We start from the raw sequence: 25,061 nt of genomic DNA on the forward strand, positions 1-25,061 counted from the left end.
ACTCATCCCACAGTCGTAGGCGTCATCCGCTGCGAGCGTTAATAAGGGCACCTTGCTCTACACGAGGCGTTAACAAGGTGCCCCTCCTTACAGCCGGAGGCTGTCCGGGGCGTGCAGGCGGAGCATGGTGCGGCCGACGTCGGTGGGGGTACGGCCACGGGTGGCCAGGGAGACCGCGACCATCACCGTGAAGGCCAGCGGCACCGTCCAGGCGGCCGGCTGCCCGGTCAGGGTGGCCGGCCAGCCGCTCAACGGCGGCCCGAGCACGGTGATCAGCACCGCCGACACCGCCGCCCCGCCGCCGACCAGGATCCCGGCGGCGGCCCCCGCGTCGGTGAGCCCGCGCCACCAGATGCCGAGCACCAGCAGCGGGCAGAAACTGGAGGCGGCGACGGCGAAGGCCAGCCCGACCACCTGGGAGACGTCCAGCCCGGAGACGTTCAGGGCGAGGATCAGGGGCACCCCGCCGGCGATCAGGGTGGCCAGCCGGAAGCCACGCACCGAACCCCGGCCGAGCACATCCGTGGAGATCACTCCGGCGACGCTGGTCAGCAGCCCGGAGGAGGTGGACAGGAAGGCCGCGAAGGCCCCGGCGGCGACCAGGGCGGCCAGCAGCCGACCGGTGGTCCCGGCGCCGAGGGCCGCCTCGGGCAGCAGCACCACCACCGCGTCGGTCTGACCGCTGACGAGCAGTTGTGGGGTGTAGATCCGACCCAGCACCCCGTAGATGGTGGGCAGCAGATAGAAGACCCCGACCAGGGCCAGCACCACGAGGGTCGTCCGGCGGGCTGCGGCGCCGTCCGGGTTGGTGTAGAAGCGCACCAGTACGTGCGGCAGCCCCATGGTGCCCAGGAAGGTGGCCAGGATCAGGGAGTACGTGGCGAACAGTCCCCGGTCGTCCGAACCGGCCGTGCTGGGCAGCAACCAGTCGGTCGCGCTGGTGGCCACCCCGGAGACCTCCGGTACCGGCTCGCCCGCCGCGAAGGTCAACTCGTCGCCGGGGCGTACCTCCCGGGTCTGCCCGTCCGGCAGGGTGAGCACCGCGCGGTGCTCGACCACGACGGTGGTCGCGGTCCGGAAGGTCGGCCCGTCGGGTGGGGTCACCGCCGGCCGCCCGTCGGCCTGCCACTGCAACGCCAGGAAGATCGCGGGTACGGCCAGCGCGGTCAGCTTCAGCCAGTACTGGAACGCCTGCACGAAGGTGATCGCCCGCATCCCGCCGAGCGCGACATTGGCGGTGACCACCAGGGCGACCACCAGAGCCCCCACCGGGTACGGGGAACCGGCCAGGGTGGCCAACGTCAGCCCGGCCCCCTGCAACTGGGGCACCAGATAGAGCCAGCCGATGAAGATCACGAATACGGTGGCCAGGGTGCGCAGCCGGCGGGAGCCCAGCCGCAGTTCGCAGAAGTCGGGCAGGGTGAAGGCGCCGGAGCGGCGCAGTGGTGCGGCGACGAACAGCAGCAGGGCCAGATAGCCGGCCGCGAAGCCGACCGGGTACCAGAGCACGTCCACGCCGTACTTGAGGATCAGCCCGGCCACCCCGAGGAAGCTGGCCGCCGACAGGTACTCCCCGCCGATGGCCGCCGCGTTCCAGGTAGGGCTGACCACCCGGGAGGCGACCAGGAAATCGGAGGTGGTGCGGGCCAACCGCAGCCCGTAGAAGCCGATCCCGACGGTGATCAGGGTGACCGCCACGATCGCCGGTACGACGAGTCCGTTGCCCACCTCAGCGCTCCGGCCGCTGGACCAGGTCGGCGAAGTCCTGCTCGTTGCGTTCGGCCAACCGCACATAGGTCCAGCCGACCGCCATCAGGAATGGGAAGGAGAGCACCCCGAGCAGCAGCCACGGCAGGTTGATCCCCAGCACGGTCGTCCCGCCGACCGAGGGGGCGACGGCGAAGAGCAGCGGCAACCCGCCCAGCCCCACCATGACCACCGCCGACAGTTGCAGCGCCAGGGCCAACTGGGCGCGGACCAGACCGTGGATCAGCGCCTCGCCGACCCGGGTCTGCTGGGTCAACTCGGTACGGGCACCCCCGCTGCGCTGCCGCCGCCGGGACACCTCGGCCAACACCACCCGCGTACGCCTCGGCGGCGAGGATGCCGGCTGTTCAGCCGACCCTTGCTCCCCGCCGGCCGGGCGCTGCTCAGGTGCCTGCCGGTCCGGCTCGGTTCGGCGGGGTGCCGGCACGGGATCCTCGGCGGCCATTCACGGGAGTCTGGTCCGCTCACCGAGATTGTCAAGAGCCCTGTGGGCAACCTGTGGATAACCCTCCAACCCTGTGGAAAACCCCGTGGAAAACCCCCACCCAGGCAGCCCCGCAACCCACCCTGACCCCGTTGATCATGAGGTTAGCGGCGTCAGGGAGACCAACTTCGCCGTCAACCTCATGATCAACGGGGCGAGGGTCAGGGCTAGGTGGGGTGGGGGTGGGGGGTTGGGGGTGGGGGTGGGGAGTGGGGTTAGCGGGTCCAGGCTTGTTTAGCGGCTCGGACTAGTTTGTCCTTCAGTTCTCGGGTGTGGCGGCGGCTTACTGGGAGTTCGGTGTCGTCGATTACCACTACGTAGCCGGAGTTGACCAAGCGGAGTTCGGCGATCAGGCGTAGTTGGACCAGGTACGAGCGGTGGATCCGGACGAAGCCGCCGTCGGCCCAGCGGTCGGCGAGGGTGGCGAGCGACACCCGGACCAGGTGTGAGCCCTCGGCGGTGTGCAACCGGGCGTAGTCGCCCTGCGCCTCCACCCAGCGCACCGCCGAGCGGGGCAGCATCCGGGTGCTGCCGGCCAGCTCCACCGGGATGGTCGGATCCTCCTCGGTACGGGCCAACGCGGCCGGATGCGACGGCACCACCCGGGAGCCGACCACCCGGCGCAGCGCCTCGGCCAGCCGTTCGGCGCGTACCGGCTTGCGGACGTAGTCGGTGGCACCCAGGTCGAAGGCGTCCGCCGCGCCGTCGTCGTACGCGGTGACGAAGACGATCGCCGGGGGCCGGGCGAACTGGCGCAACACCCGGGCCAGTTCCATGCCGTCCAGGCCGGGCATCCGGATGTCCAGGAAGATCACGTCCACCTCGTCGTCGCGGAGCACCCGCAGCGCCTCGGTGGCGTCCCCGGCCGTGCGCAGCCGGGCCACCCGGGGGTCGGCCCGCAGGTGGTACGCCAACTCGTCCAGCGCCGGGGGTTCGTCGTCCACCGCGAGTACCCGCAGGAAACCGGCGACCCCGCCGTTGCCGCTCACGCGTTGGCCCGTACGCCGGGGTGGAACTTCGGCACTCGCATACTCACCTTCGTACCCGTTCCCAGGTCCGTCTCCACGACCAGGCCGAAGCCGTCTCCGAAGACCGACCGGAGTCGCTCGTCGACATTCGACAGCCCGACGTGCTGGCCCGGGTCGTCTCCCGGGTCGCCGCCGCTCCCGGCCAACTCGGCGATTCCCGCGGTCAGGGTGCCCGGGTCCATCCCCACTCCGTCGTCCTCCACGGTGATGTGGCATTCGGCGCCCGCGTCCTGAGCCTCGATGCTGACCATGCCCATGCCGGGTTTGCGGGACAATCCGTGCCGGACGGCGTTCTCCACCAGCGGTTGCAGGCACAGGAACGGCAGGGTCACCGGCAGCACCTCCGGGGCGATCTGGAGGCGCACCTGAAGCCGGTCACCGAACCGGGCCCGTTCGATCGTCAGGTAGCGATCGATCGAGCGCAACTCCTCGGCCAACGTGGTGAACTCACCGTGCGCCCGAAAGGAGTATCGGGTGAACTCGGCGAATTCCAGGATCAGCTCCCGGGCCCGCTCCGGGTCGGTGCGGACGAAGGAGCCGATCGCGGTCAGCGCGTTGTAGATGAAGTGCGGGCTGATCTGCGCCCGCAGCGCCCGGACCTCCGCTCGGGCCAACCGTTCGCGGGAGGAGTCCAGCTCGGCCAGGGCCAGCTGGCTGCCGGCCCAGTGTGCGGTCTCCAGGCTGGCCTGCACCAGACCTGGCGCGGGTACCCCGTCGGTGACCGCGACCAGCGCGCCGACCACCCGCCCCTCGGCGCCGGCCAGGGGCGCCACCACCGCGCCGCGTACCAGGCAGTCGAGCCGGTCGCAGAACAGTTCGGCCTCGCCGAGCACGGTGGAACGCTCTGCGTCGATCACCCGCTGCGCCGCCGCCAAGAGTTGTCGGCCGTGGTGCGTGCCCAGGCCGTCCAGGGCCAGCAGGTCCTCGGTGTCGGTCAGGGCCAGCCCTTCCGCACCGACCAGGCTGCGCAGGTGACGGGCGGCCTTCGCGGCGTTGGCCGGGTTCAGTCCGGCGCGCAGCGGTTCGGCGGCCAGCCCGGCGGTGTGCAGCACCTCGTAGGTGGCCCGCTGACCGGGGGTGGCGATGGCGCGGCGGGCACGTGATCGGGCCACCCCGAACAGCGCCGCAGCCAGTACGGCGACCAGCGAGAAGACTCCGACGATCGCAGAGAGGTTGCCGCCCACGCCGATGATCCTGCTGCCATCCGCGCTCCGGCGGAAGGGGCGACTGCCGATCGGCGAGGGTCAGTAGGCGCCCTTGCGGGCCAGCACCACGCCCACCGTGCGCCACAGGATGCTCAGGTCGTACGCCAACGACCAGTTGTCGACGTAGTAGAGGTCCAGTCGGACGGCCTCGTCCCAGGACAGGTCGGAGCGGCCGGACACCTGCCACAGCCCGGTCATCCCCGGACGGACCAGCAGCCGACGGCGCACATCGCCGAGGAAGTCGCCGTCGTCGGCGGGCAGAGGGCGCGGCCCGACCAGGGACATCTCGCCCATGAGTACGTTGATCAGCTGCGGCAGCTCGTCCAGCGAGGAGGCGCGCAGGAAGCGGCCCACCGGGAAGACCCGGGGATCCTGCTTCATCTTGAACAACATGCCGTCGGTCTCGTTCTGGTCGACCAGGCTGGCCAGCCGGTCCTCCGCGTCTACATACATGGTGCGGAACTTCCACACCCGGAAGGTGCGCCCCTCATGCCCCACCCGGGGCTGGCGGAAGAAGACCGGACCCGGATCGGAGATCCGGATGGCGACGGCGATGACGATGAAGACCGGGATCAACGCCAGCAGGCCCAGCCCAGCGGCGACCCGATCCATCATGTTCTTGGCCAGCAGTGCCGGCCCGGACAGGGTGGGTTCCTCGACGTGCAGCAGCGGCAGGCCCTCGATCGGGCGGATGTGCACCCGGGGGCCGGCGATGTCGGTCAGCTGCGGGGCCACCACCAGGTCGACCCCGGAGCCCTCCAACTGCCAGGCCAGCCGGCGCAGCTCGCCCGGCTCGGCGCTGGCCGAGCCGCAGACCGCGATCGTGTCGCCGCCCACCTCGCGTACCAGGGCCAGCACGTCGCGGCCGGCGTACACCGGGACGGGGGTCTGCACCCCCTTGGCGGCGGCGTAACCGTCCGTGATGTGGATGGCCACCGGGACCAGCCCGGCGGCGGGGTTGCGGGTGACCGCGGTGTAGACCTCCAGGCACTCCGGCAGGGTGCCGACCAGCACCATCCGGTGGGCCGCCTGCTGGGTGTTGCGGCGCATCACATGCAGCACGAACCGGGTAAGGATCCGGCCCAGCAGGATCAACAGCAGGGCCAGCAGCAGGGCGGTGCCGACCGTGAACCGGGACAGGTCCGTCTTGGTGGCGAAGGCCAGGAAGGACACCGCCGCGCAGACCGCTACCCCGGCCCGGATCACCCGTTTGAACTCGTCCGGCCCCAGACCCAGACAACGCCGGTCATAGGCCCCGCTGAACCACAGAATGGTCAGCCAGCCCAGCGGCAGCAGCAGGAAGGCCACCGTGTGGAACCAGGTGGGGTCGTTCTGCGCCTCGTGGAAACCGGCCGTGGCCTGGTCGAAGGTGCGGATCGCGGTGAAGCTGGCGAAGGCCGCCGCCGCGAAGTCCAACAGCAGCAGGATCGCGGTGTACGGCCGGTGCCAACGGGAGACCCGTCGCCGGGCCCGCGCCCATGCCGAACGGGGTACCCCGTTGTGCGACGACGGGGTCGGCGGCTGGATCTCGAAGCTGTCGACGTGCCGCACGAGTCTGCTCCGGCCTTCGTTGGTTACCGGGCGCTGGAGGCTAGTCGTCACCTCACCCATGTCCTCCCGCATGACCCGCACCGCTTACTCGCCGTAAGGGCCCGAGTGGCCCACCATTTCAGTTTCCCACGCGGATGCCGTCATCACGCCGACCCGAGGGACATTGCGTGACGGACTCGTGTTCGCCTGCGATCTGGCCGGCTCCACGCCATCCGGAAGCCGGGGACCGGGCCACTATACCGATGGATGGCGGCCCCGGAAGAGTGCCGGACCGTGGTTGCGCACCCCACGTCCGATTCCGCTCCGTAGTCGAGAGTCTCGTCACTCACCGTACGAGTCGGGACAACCTTCGGTCAGCAAGCGGCTTGCCGCCGGTCTGACAGGTGGGGCAGTACTGGAGGCTGGAATCGGCGAAGGAGACCTCACGTACGGTGTCGCCGCAGACCGGGCAGGGCAGCCCGGTGCGGGCGTGCACCTTCAGCCCGGACCGCTTCTCACCCTTCAACTCCGCAGCCCGCTGCCCCAGAGAGCGGGTGACCGCGTCGCCGAGCACCCGGCGGGTGGCCGTGTGCAGGGTCGCCATCTGCTCATCGGTGAGCCGGTCGGTCAGGGCGAACGGCGACAGCTTCGCCGCGTGCAGGATTTCATCCGAGTACGCGTTGCCCACCCCGGCCAGCACCCCCTGATCGGTGAGCACCCCCTTGATCTGGCCCCGTCGACTGCGTACCGCCTCGGCGAAGGTGGCCAGGTCGGCCGCGAGGGCGTCCGGCCCCAGCTTGGCCACCCCGGGCACCGCCTGCGGATCGGTCACCAGGTAGACGGCCAGCTTCTTCTGCGTACCGGCCTCGGTCAGGTCGAAACCGGAACCGTCGTCCAGACGTACCCGAAGGGCGATCGGGCCTTTGCCCGGACGCAGCGGGACGGTCGAGGCGAAGGCCTCCCGGTAGTGCAGCCAACCGGCCCGAGCCAGGTGCACCACCAGGTGCAGGTCACCCTCGAAATCGACATCGAGGAACTTGCCGTGCCGGCGGGCGTCGGTCACCGACCGGCCGGTGACCGCGGTCAGCGCCGGATCGTACGTCTTCAGGGCGCTGATCGCGACGGCCTCCAGCCGCTCGACGCGGCGGCCCACCGCGCGCTGCCGCAGGTAACCCGCGAGCGCCTCCACCTCCGGTAGTTCGGGCATCGTCCAACGGTAGCCTTCTTTCCCGTGAAGATTGTGGTGGCGCACAACCGGTACCGGGAAGCTCAGCCCTCCGGTGAGAACACCATCGTCGACGCGGAGATCGCCCAGCTCACCGCAGCCGGTGTGCAGGTGCTGCCCTTCCTGCGCAGCTCGGACGAGATCCCGTCGATGTCCAAGGCGGCTAAGGCCCTGCTGCCGATCTCCCCGATGTACGCCCCGAAGGCGCAGGCCGACCTGTCCCGGCTGCTCACCGAGCACCGGCCGGACGTGCTGCACCTGCACAACCCGTACCCCCTGCTCTCGCCCTGGGTGGTGCGGACCGCGCACAAGCACGGGGTGCCGGTGGTGCAGACGGTGCACAACTACCGCCAGGTCTGCTCCTCCGGGCTGTACTTCCGCGACGGGGTGATCTGTCAGGACTGCCGGGGCCGGACCCTGGGGGTGCCGGCCGTGGTGCACCGCTGCTACCGGGGGTCCCGGGCGCAGAGCGCCCTGATGGCCACCACCCTGGCCGTGCACCGGGGCACCTGGAAGTCGGTGGACCGGTTCATCGCCCTGACCAGCGCGGTCGCCGACCACCTGCGCGACTACGGCATCCCGGATTCCCGGATCGTCGTGAAGCCGAACGGCATCCCCGACCCGGGCACCCCCGCCCCCCTCGGCCAGGGCTTCCTCTTCCTCGGCCGACTCTCCCCGGAGAAGGGCCTCGGTCTGCTGCTGGAGGCGTGGCGGCGGCACCCGGACGGGGCCCTGGGGCCGCTGCGGGTCGCCGGTGACGGTGAGCTGCGCCCGATGGTCGAGGCGGCGGCCGCCGAACGCGCCGACGTAACCTTCCTGGGCCCGCTGGACCGGGCCGGGGTCCGCTCGGCCCTGGCCGCCAGCGCTGTGGTGCTGGCCACCTCCACCTGGCACGACGTACTGCCTACGGTGATCATCGAGGCGCTGGCCAGTGGCCGCCCGGTCCTCGGCACCGCGTTGGGCGGCATCCCGTACCTGGTCGGCGCGGACACCCCCCGCGAACCCGCCGGCACCGGCCCCGCCGAATCCGCCTCGGCCCCCGCCCCACCCAGCCCCGGCGGGCCCGGTAGTGCCGGTGGCCTGGCCGGTCCGGGTAGTGCGTCCGGGGTGGCGTCCGCCCTGCCGGCCGGGGTTCTGGTCGGTGAGGCCGGTTGGGTGGTCCCGCCGGAGCCGGCCGCCCTCTCCGCCGCGCTACCGCTGGCCGCCGCGGGCGCCGCCGCACTGGCCGCCCCCGCCCGAGCCCGCTACGAACGGGTCTTCCACCCCGACGTGGTCACCAAGCAACTCCTAGCCGTGTACGCGGACCTCGCCCGCCCATGATCCACTCCGTTACGCCGAAATGGCGGGATCCGGACGGGTGGGATACCGCCACTACGGCGTAACGGAGTCGATCACCCGCTAGGCCAAGTGGTTGACCATGAGGTTGACGGCGAAGTTGATCTCCTTGGCTGCCGACAACCTCATGATCAACGGGGCGAGGTGGGCGGGTGGGGTGGGTTTAGTACGAGGTGAGCTTGTAGGAGAGGAATACCCCAGGGCTCCAGCCCTGCCAGGCGCTGAGACCCAACCCGTGGCCGGTGCAGTCGTCACTCGCGTAGGCGACGGCGTACACGCCGCCGCTCCAGGCGAGCAGGGTGACCGCGTCCTGCATGGGGTGGCAGAGGTTGTCGACTGCGGTGTGGCGGGCGACCACGTAGGCGCTGTTCGCGGTGTACAGGACCAAGCCCTGATCGGGCACCTTGAACGGCTCCCGTTCTGGTGTGGCGGCGGAGGCGGGCGCGGCGGCGAGGGTGGTGGTCAGGGCTGCGGCGGCGAGAACCGAGGCAATCCGCTTGGCGGTTTTGCGCATGAGGTCTCCCAAGGGTGGGTGGTGTGGGGAGGGTGGCATCCGCTTCGACAGGAAGCGATCTTCTTCTATGGATCGTCCCAGGCGTTGATTGAGGTGTCAACAATTGTCGATCACCTCAAAGTTGGCACAGTGGGAGCACCTGGACCAGATCGGGATGCCCTGGAACCTCACACTCGCGCGGCGAGTAACCGGTGCGCCGGCCCGCTACCCGGCGCGTTAATAGGGGGCCCTTGCTATGCATGAGGCGTTAATAAGGTGCCCTTCCTTATAGCGAGGCGCGGGCGGAGAAGGCGATGCTGGCGAGCAGGAAGCCGCCGTTGACGACCGTGAAGGCCACGAGCACCCAGAAGGCGAGCGCCGGGGCGAAGGCCAGCACCACGGCGGCAGCGAAGATCACCGCGCCGTAGTCGCGGACCAGTTTCACCAGGCGTACGGGCAGGGAGGTCGAGGTGACCATGCTGGCCGCGTTCGGGCCGGACTGCATCACCGAGGTGACCAGGTTGACCATCCAGGTGCCGGCGAAGGCGGCCACCAACCAGACCGGGGTCGAGGGGCGCTGCGCCACCGCAGTCGCCGCCAAGGCGGCCACCAGGGCGATCTGGGCGGCCACGTCACAGAGGATGTCGACCCGGGCGCCGGCCGCACTGCCCTGCCGGGTGACCCGGGCCAGTTGACCGTCGGCGCAGTCCAGGGCGTACGCCACCTGCCAGCCGACCAGGGCCAGCAGCCCGACCAGCACGGCCGGTACCTCCCCGGCGGCGACCGGACCGGCTAGGGCGACCACGGTGACCGAGGTGGCCAGCCCCAGCACCAGATTGGTGATGGTCAGTACGGTCGGTCGCAGCCCGAGTCGCTGGGCGACCAGTGCGAAGACCGCACCGATCCACTGGCTGATCGACTCGCTGAACAGGCCACCGCCCCGGTTCACCCGGTGGAAGTCGGCGACCGTGGGGCGGGACGGCTCAGCCAAGGTGCTCACGGAGGGCGTCAACGTAGTCTCCCAGCCGGGTACGAAGGTCGTCAGCGGACAACGCGAGGTGTTCGAGGATGGTGTAGCGGTCCGGCCGGGTACGCGGCGCGTAGGCGACCGCCTCGACGAACTGCTCGTCGGTGAGACCCAGCTCGCTCGGCCGGGTCGAGAGGCCGTGCCGGTGCAGGCAGCGGGCCAACTGCCCGAAGCGTTCCAGGTCGCCCCGGAGGAAGGTGCAGAACAGTGCGCCCAGGCCGACCTGCTCCCCGTGCGAGCCGGTGCCCGGGTACAGGTGATCGATGGCGTGCGAGATCTCGTGGTCCCCGCCGCTGGCCGGTCGGCTGGAACCGCAGACCGACATCGAGATGCCGCCCAGGATCAGCGCCTCGGCCAGGGTGGTCAGGAAGGCGTCGTCGGTGATCTTGCCGGGGTGGTTGACCAGGGCCTCCGCCCCGGTCCGGGCCAGGGTCAGGGCCAGCCCGTCGATCGGCTCGTCGCGTACCTGGTGGGCCAGTTCCCAGTCGGCGCAGGCGCTCAGGTTGCTCACCGCGTCGCCGATGCCGGCCTGGGTCTGCCGATCCGGGCCGTTCTCCACGAAGTCCAGGTCGACCAGGACGGCGATCGGGATGTGTACGCCGTACGACCCCTTGCCGCCCTCGTGGCTCAGGGAGGCCACCGGGGAGGCGATGCCGTCGTTGGCGAGGCTGGTCGCCACGGTGACCATCGGGAGGGCGTAGCGGGTGGCGGCGTACTTGGCGGTGTCGATGGTCTTGCCGCCACCGATCCCGACGACCGCGTCGTAGTGTCGGCGGCGCAACTGGTCGCCCAGCGCGTTGGCCGAGTCGACCGTGCCGCCGCTGACGGTGAAGATGTCGGCCGAGCCCAGGGAGGGTCGGCACAGGTCGGCGATCTTCTCGCCCTGCCCCGGGCCGACCACCAACGCCACGTCGCCGCCTGTGGAGATCCGCCGGTCGGCCAGCAGTGCCCCGAGGTCCGTCACCGCACCTCGGCGGACCTCGATCGACAGCGGCGTGGTGACCGTACGGGCTAGTAGAGGCACGCGATCTCCCGGGCCCGGGCCAGGTCGGCGTGGTTGTCGACCTCGACCCAGGACACCTCACCGATCGGGGCGGCCCGCACCTCACCACCTCGGTCGGCGAACTCCTGGTACCCGTCCTCGTAGTACAGGTTCGGGTCGCGCCGCCAGGTAGCCTCCAGGGCGTCCGCCAGGGCCTCGGCCACCTGCGGCTCGATCAGCGTGGCGCCGATGTACTCGCCGTACGCCTCGGCCGGCTCCATCAGCTTGGTGATCCGGGTGAGCTGACCGGCGGCGTCGAAGGTGGTCTTCATCTCCTCCTCGGCCAGCGGCTTGAGGGTGTCGATCGCCAGCAGGATCCCGGGACCCCGCTCGGCCAGCAGGGTCTTCTCCACGCTCACCGGATGCACCGTGTCGCCGTTGACCAGCAGGACCCCCCGGGAGAACCAGTCCCGGGCCAGCCAGAGGGAGTACGCGTTGTTCCACTCCTCAGCCTTGTCGTTGTGCACGAGGGTGATCGTGACGCCGTACCGGCGCTCCAGATCGGCCTGACGCTCCCGGACGGCCTCCGCGGCGTAGCCGACCACGACCACGACCTCGGTGAATCCCACCTCGGCCAGGTTGCCAAGCGCGATGTCGAGGATGGTGATCTCGCCGTCCACCGGCACCAGAGCCTTCGGCAGGGTGTCGGTGTACGGGCGGAGCCGGCGACCGGCACCGGCTGCCAGCACCATCCCGACCATGCCGGTCTCTGTATCTGTCTTAGCGGCGCTCACCGGAGGAGGATAGCGCCGCCGGTCGGGCTGCCGTCGGCTCAGCCGGGTAGCGCCGCCAGGTCGGCGAGGAACTCCAGCCGCTGCGGCGGGGTCAGCGTGACGTACGGCCCGGCGGCCCGCCGGTCGGTCTCCAGCTCGATGGCCCGCCGTTGGGCCCCGTCGGGCAGTTCGACGATGCTGGCCGAGGTGTGTCCGGCGGCGGCGTGCGCGTCCGCCCGGTGGTACCGCAGGCGGCCTGCATGGCGGCGACGAAGACCCGGTCGATGACCGGCGCGATCAGCGCGGCGAACCGGTGTGCGGCCAGCCCGACGCTGTCGCTCACGAAGGCGTGGACCTCAACAGGGCGAATGCCCGCTCGGCCAGCTGTCGGATCAGGCCCTCGTCGATGTGACGGTGCTCGTCCAGCAGGTCGACCTCGTCGGGGCCGAGCCAGCGGAACTCGGTGTGCTTGCCGGCCTCCAGGGTCGGTGCGGCCAGGTCGCCGTCGACCCGTACCAGCCAGTCGGACTCGATCCGGGCCACCCCGTCGTCACCGACGTAGCGGAACTCGCCGACCGGGCCGAGGATCTCCGTCACCTGCCAGCCGGTCTCCTCGGTGACCTCCCGCCGCAGGGCCTGTTCCACGGTCTCGCCGGGTTCCAGGTGGCCGCCGACGATGTCCCAGCAGTCGGGGAAGAGGCGGCGGTCCGGCGAGCGGCGCTGGAAGAAGAGGCGCCCCTCCGGGTCGACGATCAGCGCTCCGGCGCAGCGCAGCGGCTCGGTAGACACGGGCAAACACTAGCCGCCCGACACCGATTCCGCTGTTGCCGCTTTGCGGGGCCGGGTCGCGGGATCGGTGTGGCGGGGCCGGGCGAGGGTATGGAACTGCCTGTGGCGTGGTCGAGCGCGCCGGTAGGGAGGCCAGGATGCGCGGCGCGGACCGGTTGATCGAGCAGCAGTACGCGATGCTCCTGCGGCGGGACGTGGCCCGCCTGCCCGAGCTGTACGCGGTCGACGGCAGTTACTCCATGCCCGGGGTGACCGTACGCCCCCCGGAGTTGCCGGCCCTGCTGCGTACCTGGACTGGCGCCTTTCCCGACCTGCGGGTCGACCCCCTCTCGGCGGTACGCACGGCCGGCGGGGCGGCCGTGGAGCAGCGCCTGACCGGCACCCACACCGGGGTGCTGCACACCCCCTTCGGCACGGTGGCCCCGACCGGGCGCACGGTCTCCTGGGAGGTCGTGGACATGGTCCGGGCGCGGCGTGGCCGGATCATGACCTGGCGGTCCTACTTCGACTGGGGACATCTGATCACCTCCTTGGGACTACAGGTGGCGGGCCTGTCCCGGCAGGCGCAGCTGACCGCCGTACCCCCGATTCCGGCGAGGGAACCGGTGCTCGTCGATGCGGCGTGGCCGGGCGCGGCGGCCTGACCTGCTCGACCCCTCGGCCTGAGGTGGCGCGACCCGGAGGGTGGGATCGGCGCCCCGGCTCACCCGACCCGGTGGCTCAGGATGCGGACATCGCCGTGCCGTCGGCGCACCCCAGGTCACCGCACGTACGCTGAACAGCCATGACCGCCGAGCAGCTGATCTCCTTCGCCCGTGGCGCGCCTTCGCTGGACATCGTCGATGTCGAAGGGCTCAAGGCCGCCGCCGTCCGTGCCTTCGATGCCGATCCCGCCGGGGTGACCGCCTACGGCACCTCCGTGGGCTACCTCCCGCTGCGCAAGTGGGTGGCCGAGAAGCACGGGGTCGAGGCCGACCAGGTGTTGATCACCAACGGTTCCCTCCAGGCCGACGCCTTCCTCTTCGACCACCTGGTACGCCCCGGCGACGCCGTGGTGGTGGAGCGCCCGACCTACGACCGCACCCTGCTCAACCTCAAGCGGATGGGCAGCGAACTGCACGGGGTCACCATCCAGCCGGACGGCTTGGACACCGCCGAGCTGCGCAAGCTGCTGGAGTCCGGGGTACGGCCCCGGCTGGCCCATGTCATCCCGAACTACCAGAACCCGGCCGGGGTGACCCTCTCCCTGGACAAGCGCCGGGAGCTGCTGGAGCTGGCTGCGGAGTACGGCTTCACGATCTTCGAGGACGACCCGTACGCCGACATCCGGTTCCGTGGCGAGCCCCTGCCGTCGATGCTGTCGATGGACACCCGGGGGGTCGTGGTGCACGCCTCCAGCTTCACCAAGACGGTCTGCCCGGGGGTCCGGGTGGGCTACCTGATCGGCCCGGCGGACCTGATCGCCGACATCGCCGGCAAGGCGACCAGCCTCTACATCTCCCCGGGCATGGTGGCCCAGGCGATCGTGCACCAGTTCTGCGTCTCCGGTGACATCGAGCGGTCCATCGACACCGTCCGGGCGGCCCTGGGCGAGCGGTCGCGGGTGTTGGCCGAGTCACTGCGCCGGCACATCCCGGAGGCCCGGTTCGTGGAGCCGGACGGCGGCTACTTCCTCTGGGTCGAGCTGCCGGAGGACGTCGATGTCGACAAGCTCGCTCCGGCGGCGGCCGAGCGTGGCGTCGCCGTGGTGAAGGGCAGTGACTTCGTCATCGACGGTGGCCGGCACGCCCTGCGCCTGGCCTACTCGGCGGTGACCGCCGATCGGGTCGACGAGGGCGTACGGCGGCTGGCCGAGGCGATGGAAGCGGTTCGTGGCTGAATTTCTGTCGCATTCCCGACAGTAGGCCCCACCCGGCCGCTCCAGCTCTCCCGCTGGGGCGGCCGGCGGCTCACAATGCTGCGAGCGTCACTCACCTGCGTACTGCGGCCTCCCGGGCTGGACCATCGCGGACCATGCCCGGCGCGAATCGGCCGCCGACATGCCCCTGGGTGACGCGGCAGCATCACCCCCGCCCCCACGGCGCCGGGCGGGCCGGGCCGCGCCTCACCCCCTGGTGGCCCGGCTCGCCCGGCGCCACCCCCTCGACCCCGTCGAGGCCGTCATGATCGTTACTGCGGCGTACCCTGCAAGCCGCGACAAGGCGTGCGGAGGGGGTGCGATGACCGATCGGATCAAGCGAGACCGGGCCGCCTCCACCCCCGCGTCGGTGGCCGCCGGCCGGGCGCTGCGGCCGCGCAACTGGTCACCGGTACGGGCGATGACCCGCCGACTCAGCCCGGACGGCACATCGGCCGCCGAGGCCCCGACCGATTCCCCGCGCAGCGCGGTGGTGGACTGCGCCCTCTACCTCGACGGTCGGCGGCAGCCCGGCGACTGGAACTTCGCGGCGGCCCTGGCGGAAGCGCGCAGCGCGGAGAACGGCTTCGTGTGGCTGGGGCTGCACGAGCCGGACCTGGCCGAGATGACCGAGATCGCGGACAGCTACGGGCTGCACGAGTTGGCCGTGGAGGACGCGGTCAAGGCCCAGCAGCGGCCCAAGCTGGAGCGCTTCGGCGAGGTCAGCTTCCTGGTGTTGCGTACGGCCCGCTACTGCGAGCACACCGAGCTGACGGAGAACTCCGAGGTCGTGGAGACCGGGCAGGTGATGCTCTTCATCGGTCCGCACTTCCTGATCAGTGTCCGGCACGGGGACGCCTGCCGCCTGGCCCCGGTGCGCGAGCAGTTGGAGGACCGCCAGGAGTTGCTCCTGCACGGCCCCTGGGCGGTCGCGTACGCGATCACCGACCGGGTGGTCGACCTCTACCTGGAGGTCGCCGACCAGCTCGAGGACGACATGGACGTGTTGGAGATCGAGGTCTTCGACCGTCAGGCCACCGGCCGGATCCAGCGGATCTACCAGCTCAAACGGGAACTGGTGGAGTTCAAGCGGGCGGTGATGCCGTTGCAGCGTCCGCTGCTGGCGGTGACCACCCAGATGAACCGCGAGGTCCCCAAGGAGGTACGCCGCTACTTCCGCGACGTGCAGGACCACCTGAGTCGTACGGTCGAGCAGGTCAACGCGTACGACGATCTGTTGAACTCGATCCTTCAGGCCCGACTGGCCCAGGTGACGGTCGATCAGAACAACGACATGCGCAAGATCGCGGCCTGGGCCGCCATCGCCGCGGTCTGGACCGCCATCGCCGGCATCTACGGCATGAACTTCGAATTCATGCCCGAACTCAAGGTGGCCTACGGCTACCCCGTGGTCCTGGCCCTGATGCTCACCATCTCCCTAGCCCTCTACCGCTGGTTCCGCCGCAACGACTGGCTCTAACCCCTCCCCCCTCCCCCTCCCCTCCCCCTCCCGCCCCCACCCCCATATCGCCCCCGCGATCTTGCACTTTCGGTCGCTGACTCGCGGCATATGCCCGCTATGCACGGACCAAAAGTGCAAGATCGCCGAGGCTGGGGCGGGCGGGGTGGGGCGGCGGGGACAGGGGCAAGGGTGGGGTGGGTGGGTGTTAGGGGCGGGGGTTGGAGGTGGAGGGGGCGTTGGTTACGGCCTTGGTCAGGTCGTCGGCGGGGCGGCCGGAGGTGGTGCGGGCGCCCTCGGCGACCGAGGGGACCTTGTCGGTCGGGGTGATCGGGGTGGGACTGGTCGTCCTGGGGGTGGTGGAGGCGCTGTCGCCGCCGGCCACCGCAGAGCTGCCCGCCCCGGTCGAAGCCTTGCCCGCGCCGGCCGGTCCGGCCGTACGCACCTCGAGGGTCTCCACCTCGTCCTGCATCGGCTCAAGTGCCGCGCCCGGGTCGTACTCGGACCACACCTGCTGTTCCCGGTAACGCCGCAGGGCCATCGCACCGGCCAGTCCGGCCACCGTGCCGGCGGCCAGCAGGCCGATCATGGTGCCGCGCCGGGACTTCTTCTTCGCCTTCATGTTCTTCGCCTTGACCTTCCTGGTGGCCGCCGCCTGCTTGGTGGCGACGGCCTTCTTTCCGGCAGCGGTCTTTCCGGCTGCCTCGGCCTGTGCCTGCCGCAGCGCCAGGGTCAGGGGCGCGAGTGCCGCGGCCGTCGTCGCCAGGCCGCTGGACGCGCGATCCCGGATCATGACGGTGGTCGGCGTGACGGCACTGCGGGCCGCCTGGACCCGTGGACCGACCGTGGCGCCGGCGCCCTTGGCGGCATGCGTGGCGGCCTGCCGCAGGTGACCAACGCCGCGGTTCAGCTCGGCCCTGGCCAGTTGCCCCTGGGTCTTGCGCCGCGCGATTCCAAACACGTTCCCACCTCCTGGGAGTTGTCCTCTGTCATCCTCCACCTTCGGATGCCTCCGCATGTCCAGATCGGGCACATGGGAGGATCCGCAAGGAACTGACCAACGAGTGAGGAGTACCCGTGGCCGAGGCTGTCTACGCCACCTTGCACACCAACGCCGGCCCGATCCGGCTGGAGCTTTTCCCCCACCACGCGCCGAAGACCGTCCGCAACTTCGTCGAGCTGGCCGAGGGCACGCGCGAGTACACCGACCCGCGGACCGGCCAGCCGGGCAGCGGTCCGTACTACGACGGCACCATCTCGCACCGGGTGATCAGCGGGTTCATGGTCCAGATGGGTGACCCGACCGGCACCGGTCGCGGCGGCCCGGGCTACAACTTCGCCGACGAGTTCCACCCCGAGCTGCGCTTCGACCGGCCCTACCTGCTGGCGATGGCGAACGCCGGGCCCGGCACCAACGGCTCGCAGTTCTTCATCACGGTCGCCCCGACCCCGCACCTGAACAACCGGCACACCATCTTCGGTCAGGTGGCCGACGAGCAGTCCGCGAAGGTCGTCGACTCGATCGCCAACACCCCCACCGGCCCGAGCGACCGGCCGCTTCAGGACGTCGTGATCGAGCGGGTGGAGATCGAGCGTCAGGGCGCCTGACCCGTACCTCGTCCTGCCGTGTCCGCCGCCCGGGCCTGGGTGTGGCGGGCACGGAGGATCCGGCCGGGTACGGCGTGACCGGTCGCTGCGGCGGATCAAGGTACCTTTGCTCGCATGACTGAGCGCTCGGGCACCTGGGGCCTGCGGTGAGTGAGTCCGCGCCGACCACCCCGGCCTGTTACCGCCACCCCGGGCGGGAGACCTACGTCAGATGCACCCGGTGCGACCGGTCGATCTGCCCGGACTGCATGAACGAGGCATCCGTCGGCTTCCAGTGCCCGGAGTGTGTGGCGCAGGGACGTCGTAGCGTACGGCCGGCGCGTACCGCCTTCGGTGGCGGTGCCGCCGGCCGGCACGGCTACGTGACCAAGGTTCTGATCGCCCTGAACGTGCTGGTCATGCTGGTGTCGATCGCCTCCGACCGGGGCGGGGACGCCGCCGCCGGTGGCAACGGCTTCGGCGGTCTGATGGGCGGCAGCACTCCGCTGACCGAGTGGGGTGCCGTGCTGGGTCGGGCGATGTTCCTCGACGGCAGCATCGGCGGGGTCGCCGAGGGCCAGTGGTACCGCCTGGTCACCGCGATGTTCCTGCACTACGGGGTGCTGCACCTGCTGCTCAACATGTGGGCGCTGTGGGTGCTGGGCCGGTCCCTGGAGGCCGTGCTCGGCCCGCTGCGGTTCGCCGCCCTCTACTTCGTCGCCGGCTTCGGCGGCAATGTGGCGGTCTACCTGTTCAGCCCGCCGAACCAGATGTCGGCCGGTGCCTCCACGGCCATCTTCGGCCTCTTCGCGGCGATCTTCGTGATCATGCGGCGACTGGGCCGGGACACCTCGGCGATCCTGCCGATCCTGGTGATCAACCTGATCTTCACCTTCACCGTGCCGCAGATCTCGATCGCCGGTCACCTGGGCGGTCTGGTGTTCGGCGGGCTGATGGCCCTGGTGCTGGCCTACGCGCCCAGGTCGCATCGGACCCTGGTGCAGGCGGTCGGCGGAACAGCGATCATGGTGTTGCTGCTCGGCGCGGCCGTGATCCGCACGGTCGCCCTGCTCACCTGAGGGTCGGTCAGGACCGGTCGGGGTCGGGTGGTTCCGGGCGGGCGGCGGCCAGGGCTTCGGCTACCTCCTCCGGGTCGACGCCGAGATCCATCCGGCTGAACAGGTGCAGCGAGTCGCTGGTGTCGATCTCCAGGGCCGGCCCGCCGAAGCCGCGGCCGGGTCGGTGCAGCACCCGGATGTTCTCCACCGCCGACCAGGGCAGGTGGCGTCGACCGGTCCAGCCCGCCGGCACGGTGATCCCCTCGGGGTCCACCGCCAGCCGTACCGGTGCCATCAGGTCCCGGATGCCCCACCCGGCGAGCAGTACGGCGCCCAGGGCGCCGAACACCGGCCGGAGCAGGTCACCCTCGGCCAGCAGGATCCCCAGGGCGAACATCCCGGCCGCCCCGAGGAGCTTGAGCACCGGTAGGGCCGGGCGGATCCGCCACTGCCTCGTGGTCGTCTCGGAAGGCATCCGACCAGCATGCCAGTGCGGGCGGGTGACCGGCAGATGGGCGTAGGATCGGAACAGCCAGTTACCGGGGAGTAGACATGAGTGACGCGGTTATCGTCGGTGCGGTGCGTACCCCGGTCGGGCGACGCAAGGGCAGCCTGTCCACGGTGCACCCGGTGGATCTGTCCGCGCATGTGCTGCAGGCCCTGGCCGAGCGGACCGGAATCGACCCGGCCCAGGTCGACGACGTGATCTGGGGCTGTGTCAGTCAGGTGGGCGAGCAGTCCTGGAACGTGGCGCGCAACGCCGTACTGGCCGCTGGTTGGCCCGAGTCGGTGCCCGGCACCACCCTGGACCGCCAGTGTGGCTCCAGCCAGCAGGCTCTGCACTTCGCCGCCGCCACGGTGCTCTCCGGGCAGGCCGACCTGGTCGTGGCCGGTGGGGTGGAGTCGATGACCCGGGTGCCGATGGGCTCCAACGTGGCCGGCGCTCAGCCGTTCAGCGAGCGGATCCTGGCCCGCTACCGGGGGGTCGAGGGGGTGGCCGAGGATTCGCCGCTGCCGTTCCACCAGGGGGTCGGGGCGGAGCTGATCGCCCGGCGTTGGCGGCTCTCCCGCGCCCAGTTGGACGAGTTCGCCCTGGCCAGTCACGAGAAGGCGGCTGCCGCCCAGGACGCGGGGGCCTTCACCGACGAGATCGCCCCGGTCACCCTGGCCGACGGGGGCACCTTCGCCGCGGACGAGGGGGTACGCCGGGACACCTCCCTGGAGAAGCTGGGTGAGCTGCCCACCCCCTTCCGCCCGGACGGGGTGGTCACGGCCGGTTCGGCCTCGCAGATCTCCGACGGTGCCGCCGCCCTGGCCGTCACCACCAGTGAGTGGGCCTCCCGGCACGGCCTGCGACCCCTGGCCCGCATCCACACCGCCGTGGTAGCCGCCGACGATCCGGTGGCCATGCTCACCGCCCCGATCCCGGCCACCGCCAAGGCGCTGCGCCGCGCGGGGCTGGGCATCGAGGAGATCGGGGTGTACGAGGTGAACGAGGCCTTCGCCCCGGTGCCGCTGGCCTGGTTGGCGGAGACCGAGGCGGACCCGGAGCGGCTGAACCCGCGTGGCGGGGCCATCGCCCTGGGGCATCCCCTCGGCGGATCCGGTGCCCGGATCATGACCACGATGCTCGCGCACATGCGGGACAACGGCATCCGGTACGGCTTGCAGACCATGTGCGAGGGCGGGGGAATGGCCAACGCGACGATCGTCGAGCTGCTCTGACAAAACCCGAGCCGGCGTCCGGCTTTTGTAACGTGGAATTTGCAAAAGGCAACTGCACGACCCACGTCAATGCCACGACCAGGGTCGTTGGGGAAGTATGGACGTCTTCTCCCGAACGTTCCTTCCCGCCGCAACCGAAGCCGGGCTGGCGGTGCAGACCGCCACCCGACACATGCCGATCTTCCGGCGCTGCGTCGGCTCCAGCGACGCCACTGTTCTGGTCACCCGGTGCAGCCGGCCGGACCGGCCGATGTTCGGCGACCATCTTCTCCTGCTGACCCACCGGCGTCTGGTGATCACCCGGCAGACCAGGGTGCTGCATCGGCTGCAGCTGCACCTCAACACCGAGCTGCGCGAGCTTAGCCATGTCACCTGGAGCCCGGACCCCCGGCTGCACTCGGTCGAGCTGGCCGCCACCGCCATCGACGGCATCCGCGAGCGCTTCCTGATCCACGCTCGGCACCCGAAGCAGGTGTGGCAGCTCGACGCCCTGTTCAACCATGCCTTCCGCACCCGGGTCCGCACCGTCCGGCCCCGGATCCTGGCGACCGTCGCGGAGCCCTCCGCCGTACGCCCGACCACCCTGCACCCCGTCGTGGCCCACTGACGACGAGCGGCGAGGCGGCAGGTGACCCCACCGCCTCGCCGATGATCAAGGTCGCCGGTCAGTAGACCCGGGACCCGATGAAGTCGTCGTGGCCGTACCCGACGGGTTGGGCGAAGGACCGCGACTCGAAGGACCACTGCTGCCGGGAACTGCTGGAGCACTTAGCCAGCCGCAGCCGGGGGGTGCCCAGCAGCGGATTGTCGAAGGCCACACAGAGGCTGCTGTTGCCGGCGGGCCGGATCTGGTTGCCGGCGAACACGAACTTCTGGTTGTTGCCGCCATGGCAGTTGTAGATGTTGACCACCGTGTTGGCGGTCAGCGATCCGCCGGAGACGTCCAGGCACCGGTCGTGGGACAGCTCCGAGTGCAGCGACTGCCGGGTCGGGTCGTACCAGAAGCCCTGGTTACGGCCCCCGTGGCAGCGGTACGACTGCTGCACGGTGTTGTTACGTGAGTCGTACCCCTTGCCGTCCACGCAGGTGCCGGTGGCGGCGTTGCGCAACTGCTTGAACTCCATCAGCCCGGGGTAGAGCACCCCGTTGCCGGTGCTGGCCGGGTCGACGCAGGTGCCCTGCCGCTGGCCGGAGGCGTAGAACTGGGTGATGCACTGGGCGAACATGCCGTGCCCCCGGTAGTTCGGGTGGAACGACTGGCGGGCCGCGTTCTCATCCCAGACGCCGAGTTCGATGTAGAGGCCACGCACGGAGGTGTTGTCGGTGCACACCTCATGGCCGTGGAAGAGCCGGCTGCCGTCGAGGTAGCGGGTGCCGGTGTTGGCCGCCGCCGCCCGTAGCGCCGACTCGAACAGCGGCACCGCCTTGTTCCGGGCGAAGGCGGCGTCGGCCAGGTAGAGCAGGCAGCCCCCGGCGTACCAACCGGGGAAGTTCGGGTTGTCCTCCACGTCAGGGCTGGCCGGGCTGGAGTACGACATCAGCACCAACTCGTAGTCGGTGTCGAGGTAACCGGCCCCGGTCATGGTCCGGCGGATGTCGTTGAGCGCGTCCTCGACGGCACGCCGGCTGCCGTCGGTGCGTACCGTCCACTGGTCGGTGTAGGTGGGCCAGCAGGGGCCCTGGAAGAGGACACGGCGCACCGCGCAGTCCGTGGCCACCGGGCCGAACTGGATCGTGCCGTCGCCGTTGGCGCCGACCACCACCCAGATCAGCTTGATGTTGGTGTTGCGCGCCTTGATGGCCAGGTGGTCGCCCTGGTTCAGCTCGTTGTGCTGGGTCGGGCCGCCCGCGATCAGGTTCCAGGGGGTGGCACCCGAGCAGGCGATGTTGTATCGCTCGTCGGCGGCGATGCCGGTACGGAACACGGCCTGGTCGTACGAGCGGTCACACCAGTTGCCCGGCTGGTGGGTGCCGGGCACGTAGTTGCCGACCCCCTCGCCGGAGATCTGACTGTCGCCCATGGTGATCAGGGCGGTGCGGCGCTGGGCCAGCGGGCGGATGCCGGGGGTGCCGTAGAGCTGGGTGGCCTCGGCGGCGCGGATGGTTTCCAGGTGGGCGGGCAGGGGCTGGGCGGCGGGACGGTCGGCTGCGGCGGCCGAGGTGACCGGCCCGGCCAGCATGGGCAGGACGAGAGCGGTGGCTAGGACGGCGACCTGGGCCAGTCGCCGTCGAGGCGTCCGGTCACGCCTGGCGGGGATACCAGACAACGGCGCACTCCTTTCGGTCCGATCGCGGGACGGCGACCGAGTTACCGGAAGGTAACGCCTGCGATGCAGACATGTGAATGCATCTCGGAATGCTTGCACGCAGCGGTGAACCGGGCCAATGGGACAGGTCAGTCCCCGGGCAGGGCGTAGCCGACGTGACTACGGAACTCGAACTGCCAACCCTGGGGCACCAGCTCCGCGCAGCGGTCCCGGCTGCCGACACAGAGGATCGCGTCCACCGAGGTCGGGTCGGCCGCCGGGCGATCGTCCAGCACGGACTGAAGGGCCACCAGCTCCGGCGGTCGCCCGGCATCGTCCCGCAGCAGCAGCCACCAGGGGTACTCCCAGTCGTCGTTGCGCTGCGACAGGCCGATCCGACGCGCCTCTGCGGCGCGTACCGCCTCGGCCGCCCACCGGTACTCCTCCGCCCACTGCGGGCGCCGCAGGAAACGCAGCTCCCAGTCGGTCGTGGTGAAGACCGAGCCCGAGCCGACCAACCGGCGGGGGAAGCCGTACGACACCGCCAGCACCCCGGCCAGCGCACAGGTAGCCAACACCGCCGCCACCAGCCGGGTGGCGACCGGCCGCCGCCCGGCGCGGCCCGCCGTGCCGGGGGTGCTCGCCGTGCCGGGGGTGTTTGCCGTGCCGGGGGTGCGCGTTGAGGCCGATCGGCGCAGCAGGGCATCCAGCCAGATCCCGGCCAACGGCACCGCCACCGCCAGGGCGTACAGCAGCAGCCGGTTACCCCAGGGCTGCCACTTGATCATCGTGGTGTGCAGCAGCACCGCCACGAGCACCACCACCCCGTACGCCCGCACCGCTCCGGCGGCCCCGGGGCTGATCCGGGCCGGTCGGCGCAGCGCCACCACCAGGGCCAGCAGCGCCATCCCGCCGGCCAGCGGGAAGGCCACCCGGTCCTCGTCCGGATACCAGGAGGGTTCCGGGAACTCCTCCCGCCCGAAGGTGATGTCCCGGTCCTGCGGATCGACACCGACCAGCCCGGCCACCCCGACGATCGCTGCGGCGGTGACCTGACGGAGCGGGGCCAGCGGGGTGTCCAGCGCGGTGTGCCCGATGCGCAGCGCGTTGACCAGCACCGAGGGTGGGTCGTGCCGCTCCATCGGGACGGACTTGCGCAGCCGGTCCGGGCCCAGGGGGTGGCCGAACTCGGCGTACACCCGGCCCATGAAGGGGCCGGTCACCCCGGCGGCCACCACCAGGATCAGCACCGAGGCGCCGACCGTACCGAGCAGGGCGCCGATCGGAAGCCGCCGTGAACCCAGGTACGCCAGGCGCAACTGGCCCAGGCCCCAGAGCACCAGCAGGGGGCCCACCGCGATCAGGCCACTGGTCTTGGTGATGGCCACCAGTCCGGTGGCCGCCCCCAGGGCCAGCAGCTCACCCAGGCCGGCGCGGCGCCGCAGCCCGTCCAAGGCCAGGGTGGCCGCGCAGACCACCCAGGCGGCACAGACCAGATCGGTCTGGGTGCTGGTGGCCTGGAGCGCCACCATCGGGGTGGTGGCCAGCACGAAGGCGGTGAGCAACTGGGCCCGCCTACCCCCGCCCAACTGGGCGGTCAGCCGGGTCACCGCCAGCAGGGCACCCAGCCCCGCGGCCCACTGGACCAGGTTGTACAGCGCGTCCGAGTCGACGAACAACCGCAGGTGCAGCAGCAGATACTCGGCACCCGGGGGGATGGTCACCTGCCGGTGGATGGCGGTGGCCCAGAAGGTCAGGTCACCCTGTGCCACCCAGCGTTCCACCTTCGGCAGGTGGTAGGTCTGCGAGTCGAAGTTGTTCGGCGCGGCCAACAGGGCGATCAGCAGCTCGACCAGGACCAGGGCGCCGACCGTACCGGCCAGCAGCCGCTCGCCCCGACCCGCCGTACGCCAGAAATCGGTGACCGAGGCCCACCAGCCGGCGGGCTGGGGGTCGGTCTCTGATCCGGTCGTTCGTACCTCGGTGGTCCGGGTGGTGACCACCGATCCGCCCGACCCGGCCGCGACCAGAGCGGGCGGCGCGGCGGGCCGGTTCTGATCAGCCGCGACGGCCTCGGCGGGCCGGTCGGGCCGGTGGGCCCGGTCGCGGCGCAGTCGCCACCCGGCCGCCGCCACGCTTCCGGCCACGAAGAGCAACCAGGCCACCGCGAAGGGGGACAACCTCAGCAGCCCCAGCGCGCCCAGCACCTCGACGGTGAGCACCGCGAAGGCCCCGGTGGCCACGGCCGCCCGGACCACCGCCAGCCGTCGAGGGGCGACACTATCCACCACCCGGGGCCGCAACGCCACGGTCAACGCGACGATGGCGGCGACGGGAGCCAGGACGAGCGGAAAGCCGGCGGCCGACATGGCCGGAAGTAAACACCATCGCCCTGGGTGCCCGACGTCGTATCTCATCGGCAGTCGCCACCAGAGTGCTGAGCAGCCAGGC

The 25,061-nt window shown here is 70.8% G+C and carries 23 protein-coding genes; 8 read left to right on the forward strand and 15 right to left on the reverse strand.

Features of this window, described 5'->3' with window-relative positions:
• Positions 1 to 87 precede the first annotated feature (87 nt).
• The 6 genes from OIE53_RS23105 to OIE53_RS23130 all read right to left on the reverse strand — a co-directional run bounded on the left by OIE53_RS23105 (position 88) and on the right by OIE53_RS23130 (position 7,221).
• Entirely contained in the window at positions 88 to 1,728 is a 1,641-nt protein-coding gene (locus OIE53_RS23105) for a sodium/solute symporter (RefSeq protein WP_327023594.1), read from the reverse strand.
• A gap of 1 nt (position 1,729) precedes the next feature.
• Positions 1,730 to 2,212: a DUF485 domain-containing protein gene (locus tag OIE53_RS23110; RefSeq protein WP_327023595.1), complete on the reverse strand. Its 483-nt coding sequence runs from the start codon at positions 2,210 to 2,212 to the stop codon at positions 1,730 to 1,732.
• Positions 2,213 to 2,466: 254 nt separating this feature from the next.
• Complete coding sequence (locus OIE53_RS23115) at positions 2,467 to 3,240, reverse strand: LytR/AlgR family response regulator transcription factor (RefSeq protein ID WP_327023596.1); 774 nt, start codon at positions 3,238 to 3,240, stop codon at positions 2,467 to 2,469.
• On the reverse strand, positions 3,237 to 4,463 hold the full coding sequence (locus tag OIE53_RS23120) for a sensor histidine kinase (protein ID WP_327023597.1): 1,227 nt from the start codon (positions 4,461 to 4,463) through the stop codon (positions 3,237 to 3,239). Before OIE53_RS23120 ends, OIE53_RS23115 begins: the two co-directional genes overlap by 4 nt.
• A 60-nt stretch (positions 4,464 to 4,523) precedes the next feature.
• Positions 4,524 to 6,095 (reverse strand): sugar transferase, encoded by a 1,572-nt coding sequence (locus OIE53_RS23125; protein WP_327027358.1) that lies wholly within the window; start codon positions 6,093 to 6,095, stop codon positions 4,524 to 4,526.
• A gap of 265 nt (positions 6,096 to 6,360) precedes the next feature.
• A complete protein-coding gene (locus tag OIE53_RS23130; protein ID WP_327023598.1) occupies positions 6,361 to 7,221 on the reverse strand; it encodes an Fpg/Nei family DNA glycosylase in 861 nt (286 codons plus the stop codon).
• Positions 7,222 to 7,245: 24 nt separating this feature from the next.
• Between OIE53_RS23130 and OIE53_RS23135 the strand changes: the two genes are divergently transcribed.
• A complete protein-coding gene (locus OIE53_RS23135) occupies positions 7,246 to 8,559 on the forward strand; it encodes a glycosyltransferase (protein ID WP_327023599.1) in 1,314 nt (437 codons plus the stop codon).
• Positions 8,560 to 8,737: 178 nt separating this feature from the next.
• Here the strand turns inward: OIE53_RS23135 and OIE53_RS23140 are convergent, their stop codons facing one another.
• The 5 genes from OIE53_RS23140 to OIE53_RS23160 form a co-directional block, all read right to left on the reverse strand.
• Positions 8,738 to 9,088 carry a hypothetical protein gene (locus OIE53_RS23140; RefSeq protein WP_327023600.1) on the reverse strand — a complete coding sequence of 117 codons (351 nt, stop codon included), beginning with the start codon at positions 9,086 to 9,088 and terminating at the stop codon, positions 8,738 to 8,740.
• Between the two features lie 265 nt (positions 9,089 to 9,353).
• Positions 9,354 to 10,067, reverse strand: coding sequence for a CDP-alcohol phosphatidyltransferase family protein (locus OIE53_RS23145; protein ID WP_327023601.1), 714 nt, complete (start codon positions 10,065 to 10,067; stop codon positions 9,354 to 9,356).
• The gene (locus tag OIE53_RS23150) at positions 10,051 to 11,118 is read right to left on the reverse strand and encodes an iron-containing alcohol dehydrogenase family protein (protein WP_327023602.1); all 1,068 of its coding nucleotides are present in this window, start codon (positions 11,116 to 11,118) and stop codon (positions 10,051 to 10,053) included. Before OIE53_RS23150 ends, OIE53_RS23145 begins: the two co-directional genes overlap by 17 nt.
• Positions 11,106 to 11,837: a phosphocholine cytidylyltransferase family protein gene (locus tag OIE53_RS23155; protein WP_327027360.1), complete on the reverse strand. Its 732-nt coding sequence runs from the start codon at positions 11,835 to 11,837 to the stop codon at positions 11,106 to 11,108. The genes OIE53_RS23150 and OIE53_RS23155 overlap by 13 nt, the downstream gene beginning before the upstream one ends.
• 351 nt (positions 11,838 to 12,188) lie before the next feature.
• Complete coding sequence (locus OIE53_RS23160) at positions 12,189 to 12,638, reverse strand: NUDIX domain-containing protein (protein WP_327023603.1); 450 nt, start codon at positions 12,636 to 12,638, stop codon at positions 12,189 to 12,191.
• Positions 12,639 to 12,775: 137 nt separating this feature from the next.
• Between OIE53_RS23160 and OIE53_RS23165 the strand changes: the two genes are divergently transcribed.
• The 3 genes from OIE53_RS23165 to corA all read left to right on the forward strand — a co-directional run bounded on the left by OIE53_RS23165 (position 12,776) and on the right by corA (position 16,015).
• Positions 12,776 to 13,282 (forward strand): ester cyclase, encoded by a 507-nt coding sequence (locus OIE53_RS23165; protein WP_327023604.1) that lies wholly within the window; start codon positions 12,776 to 12,778, stop codon positions 13,280 to 13,282.
• A 140-nt stretch (positions 13,283 to 13,422) separates the two neighbouring features.
• Positions 13,423 to 14,517 carry an aminotransferase-like domain-containing protein gene (locus tag OIE53_RS23170; RefSeq protein WP_327023605.1) on the forward strand — a complete coding sequence of 365 codons (1,095 nt, stop codon included), beginning with the start codon at positions 13,423 to 13,425 and terminating at the stop codon, positions 14,515 to 14,517.
• 439 nt (positions 14,518 to 14,956) lie between these two features.
• A complete protein-coding gene (gene corA / locus OIE53_RS23175; RefSeq protein ID WP_393339020.1) occupies positions 14,957 to 16,015 on the forward strand; it encodes a magnesium/cobalt transporter CorA in 1,059 nt (352 codons plus the stop codon).
• Positions 16,016 to 16,202: 187 nt separating this feature from the next.
• Here the strand turns inward: corA and OIE53_RS23180 are convergent, their stop codons facing one another.
• A complete protein-coding gene (locus tag OIE53_RS23180; RefSeq protein ID WP_327023607.1) occupies positions 16,203 to 17,012 on the reverse strand; it encodes a hypothetical protein in 810 nt (269 codons plus the stop codon).
• 59 nt (positions 17,013 to 17,071) lie between these two features.
• On the opposite strand from OIE53_RS23180, the gene OIE53_RS23185 reads away from it, so the two are divergent.
• Together OIE53_RS23185 and OIE53_RS23190 are read left to right on the forward strand one after the other, a co-directional pair.
• Entirely contained in the window at positions 17,072 to 17,602 is a 531-nt protein-coding gene (locus OIE53_RS23185; RefSeq protein WP_327023608.1) for a peptidylprolyl isomerase, read from the forward strand.
• A gap of 146 nt (positions 17,603 to 17,748) precedes the next feature.
• Complete coding sequence (locus OIE53_RS23190) at positions 17,749 to 18,660, forward strand: rhomboid family intramembrane serine protease (RefSeq protein ID WP_327023609.1); 912 nt, start codon at positions 17,749 to 17,751, stop codon at positions 18,658 to 18,660.
• Between the two features lie 7 nt (positions 18,661 to 18,667).
• Here OIE53_RS23190 and OIE53_RS23195 read toward each other — a convergent pair whose 3' ends face one another.
• Positions 18,668 to 19,114 carry a PH domain-containing protein gene (locus OIE53_RS23195; protein WP_327023610.1) on the reverse strand — a complete coding sequence of 149 codons (447 nt, stop codon included), beginning with the start codon at positions 19,112 to 19,114 and terminating at the stop codon, positions 18,668 to 18,670.
• A gap of 77 nt (positions 19,115 to 19,191) precedes the next feature.
• Between OIE53_RS23195 and OIE53_RS23200 the strand changes: the two genes are divergently transcribed.
• Together OIE53_RS23200 and OIE53_RS23205 are read left to right on the forward strand one after the other, a co-directional pair.
• On the forward strand, positions 19,192 to 20,364 hold the full coding sequence (locus tag OIE53_RS23200; RefSeq protein ID WP_327023611.1) for a thiolase family protein: 1,173 nt from the start codon (positions 19,192 to 19,194) through the stop codon (positions 20,362 to 20,364).
• A 97-nt stretch (positions 20,365 to 20,461) separates the two neighbouring features.
• A complete protein-coding gene (locus OIE53_RS23205) occupies positions 20,462 to 20,971 on the forward strand; it encodes a hypothetical protein (protein WP_327023612.1) in 510 nt (169 codons plus the stop codon).
• 58 nt (positions 20,972 to 21,029) lie between these two features.
• On the opposite strand, the gene OIE53_RS23210 is transcribed toward OIE53_RS23205, so the two are convergent.
• Together OIE53_RS23210 and OIE53_RS23215 are read right to left on the reverse strand one after the other, a co-directional pair.
• On the reverse strand, positions 21,030 to 22,631 hold the full coding sequence (locus OIE53_RS23210) for a ricin-type beta-trefoil lectin domain protein (RefSeq protein WP_327023613.1): 1,602 nt from the start codon (positions 22,629 to 22,631) through the stop codon (positions 21,030 to 21,032).
• Positions 22,632 to 22,759: 128 nt separating this feature from the next.
• Positions 22,760 to 24,979: an ArnT family glycosyltransferase gene (locus OIE53_RS23215; protein ID WP_327023614.1), complete on the reverse strand. Its 2,220-nt coding sequence runs from the start codon at positions 24,977 to 24,979 to the stop codon at positions 22,760 to 22,762.
• Between the last annotated feature and the right edge of the window lie 82 nt (positions 24,980 to 25,061).

It is taken from the genome of Micromonospora sp. NBC_01739 (assembly GCF_035920385.1).
GTDB lineage: Bacteria > Actinomycetota > Actinomycetes > Mycobacteriales > Micromonosporaceae > Micromonospora.

Bases quoted from the DNA above. Each gene is read 5' to 3' on its own strand.
- OIE53_RS23110 (WP_327023595.1), bottom strand. From the start codon at position 2,212: ATGGCCGCCGAGGATCCCGTGCCGGCACCCCGCCGAACCGAGCCGGAC.
- OIE53_RS23125 (WP_327027358.1), bottom strand. From the start codon at position 6,095: ATGGGTGAGGTGACGACTAGCCTCCAGCGCCCGGTAACCAACGAAGGC.
- OIE53_RS23130 (WP_327023598.1), bottom strand. From the start codon at position 7,221: ATGCCCGAACTACCGGAGGTGGAGGCGCTCGCGGGTTACCTGCGGCAG.
- OIE53_RS23140 (WP_327023600.1), bottom strand. From the start codon at position 9,088: ATGCGCAAAACCGCCAAGCGGATTGCCTCGGTTCTCGCCGCCGCAGCC.
- OIE53_RS23155 (WP_327027360.1), bottom strand. From the start codon at position 11,837: ATGGTCGGGATGGTGCTGGCAGCCGGTGCCGGTCGCCGGCTCCGCCCG.
- OIE53_RS23165 (WP_327023604.1), top strand. From the start codon at position 12,776: ATGCGCGGCGCGGACCGGTTGATCGAGCAGCAGTACGCGATGCTCCTG.
- OIE53_RS23170 (WP_327023605.1), top strand. From the start codon at position 13,423: ATGACCGCCGAGCAGCTGATCTCCTTCGCCCGTGGCGCGCCTTCGCTG.
- corA (WP_393339020.1), top strand. From the start codon at position 14,957: ATGACCCGCCGACTCAGCCCGGACGGCACATCGGCCGCCGAGGCCCCG.
- OIE53_RS23180 (WP_327023607.1), bottom strand. From the start codon at position 17,012: ATGCGGAGGCATCCGAAGGTGGAGGATGACAGAGGACAACTCCCAGGA.
- OIE53_RS23195 (WP_327023610.1), bottom strand. From the start codon at position 19,114: ATGCCTTCCGAGACGACCACGAGGCAGTGGCGGATCCGCCCGGCCCTA.
- OIE53_RS23200 (WP_327023611.1), top strand. From the start codon at position 19,192: ATGAGTGACGCGGTTATCGTCGGTGCGGTGCGTACCCCGGTCGGGCGA.
- OIE53_RS23205 (WP_327023612.1), top strand. From the start codon at position 20,462: ATGGACGTCTTCTCCCGAACGTTCCTTCCCGCCGCAACCGAAGCCGGG.
- OIE53_RS23215 (WP_327023614.1), bottom strand. From the start codon at position 24,979: ATGTCGGCCGCCGGCTTTCCGCTCGTCCTGGCTCCCGTCGCCGCCATC.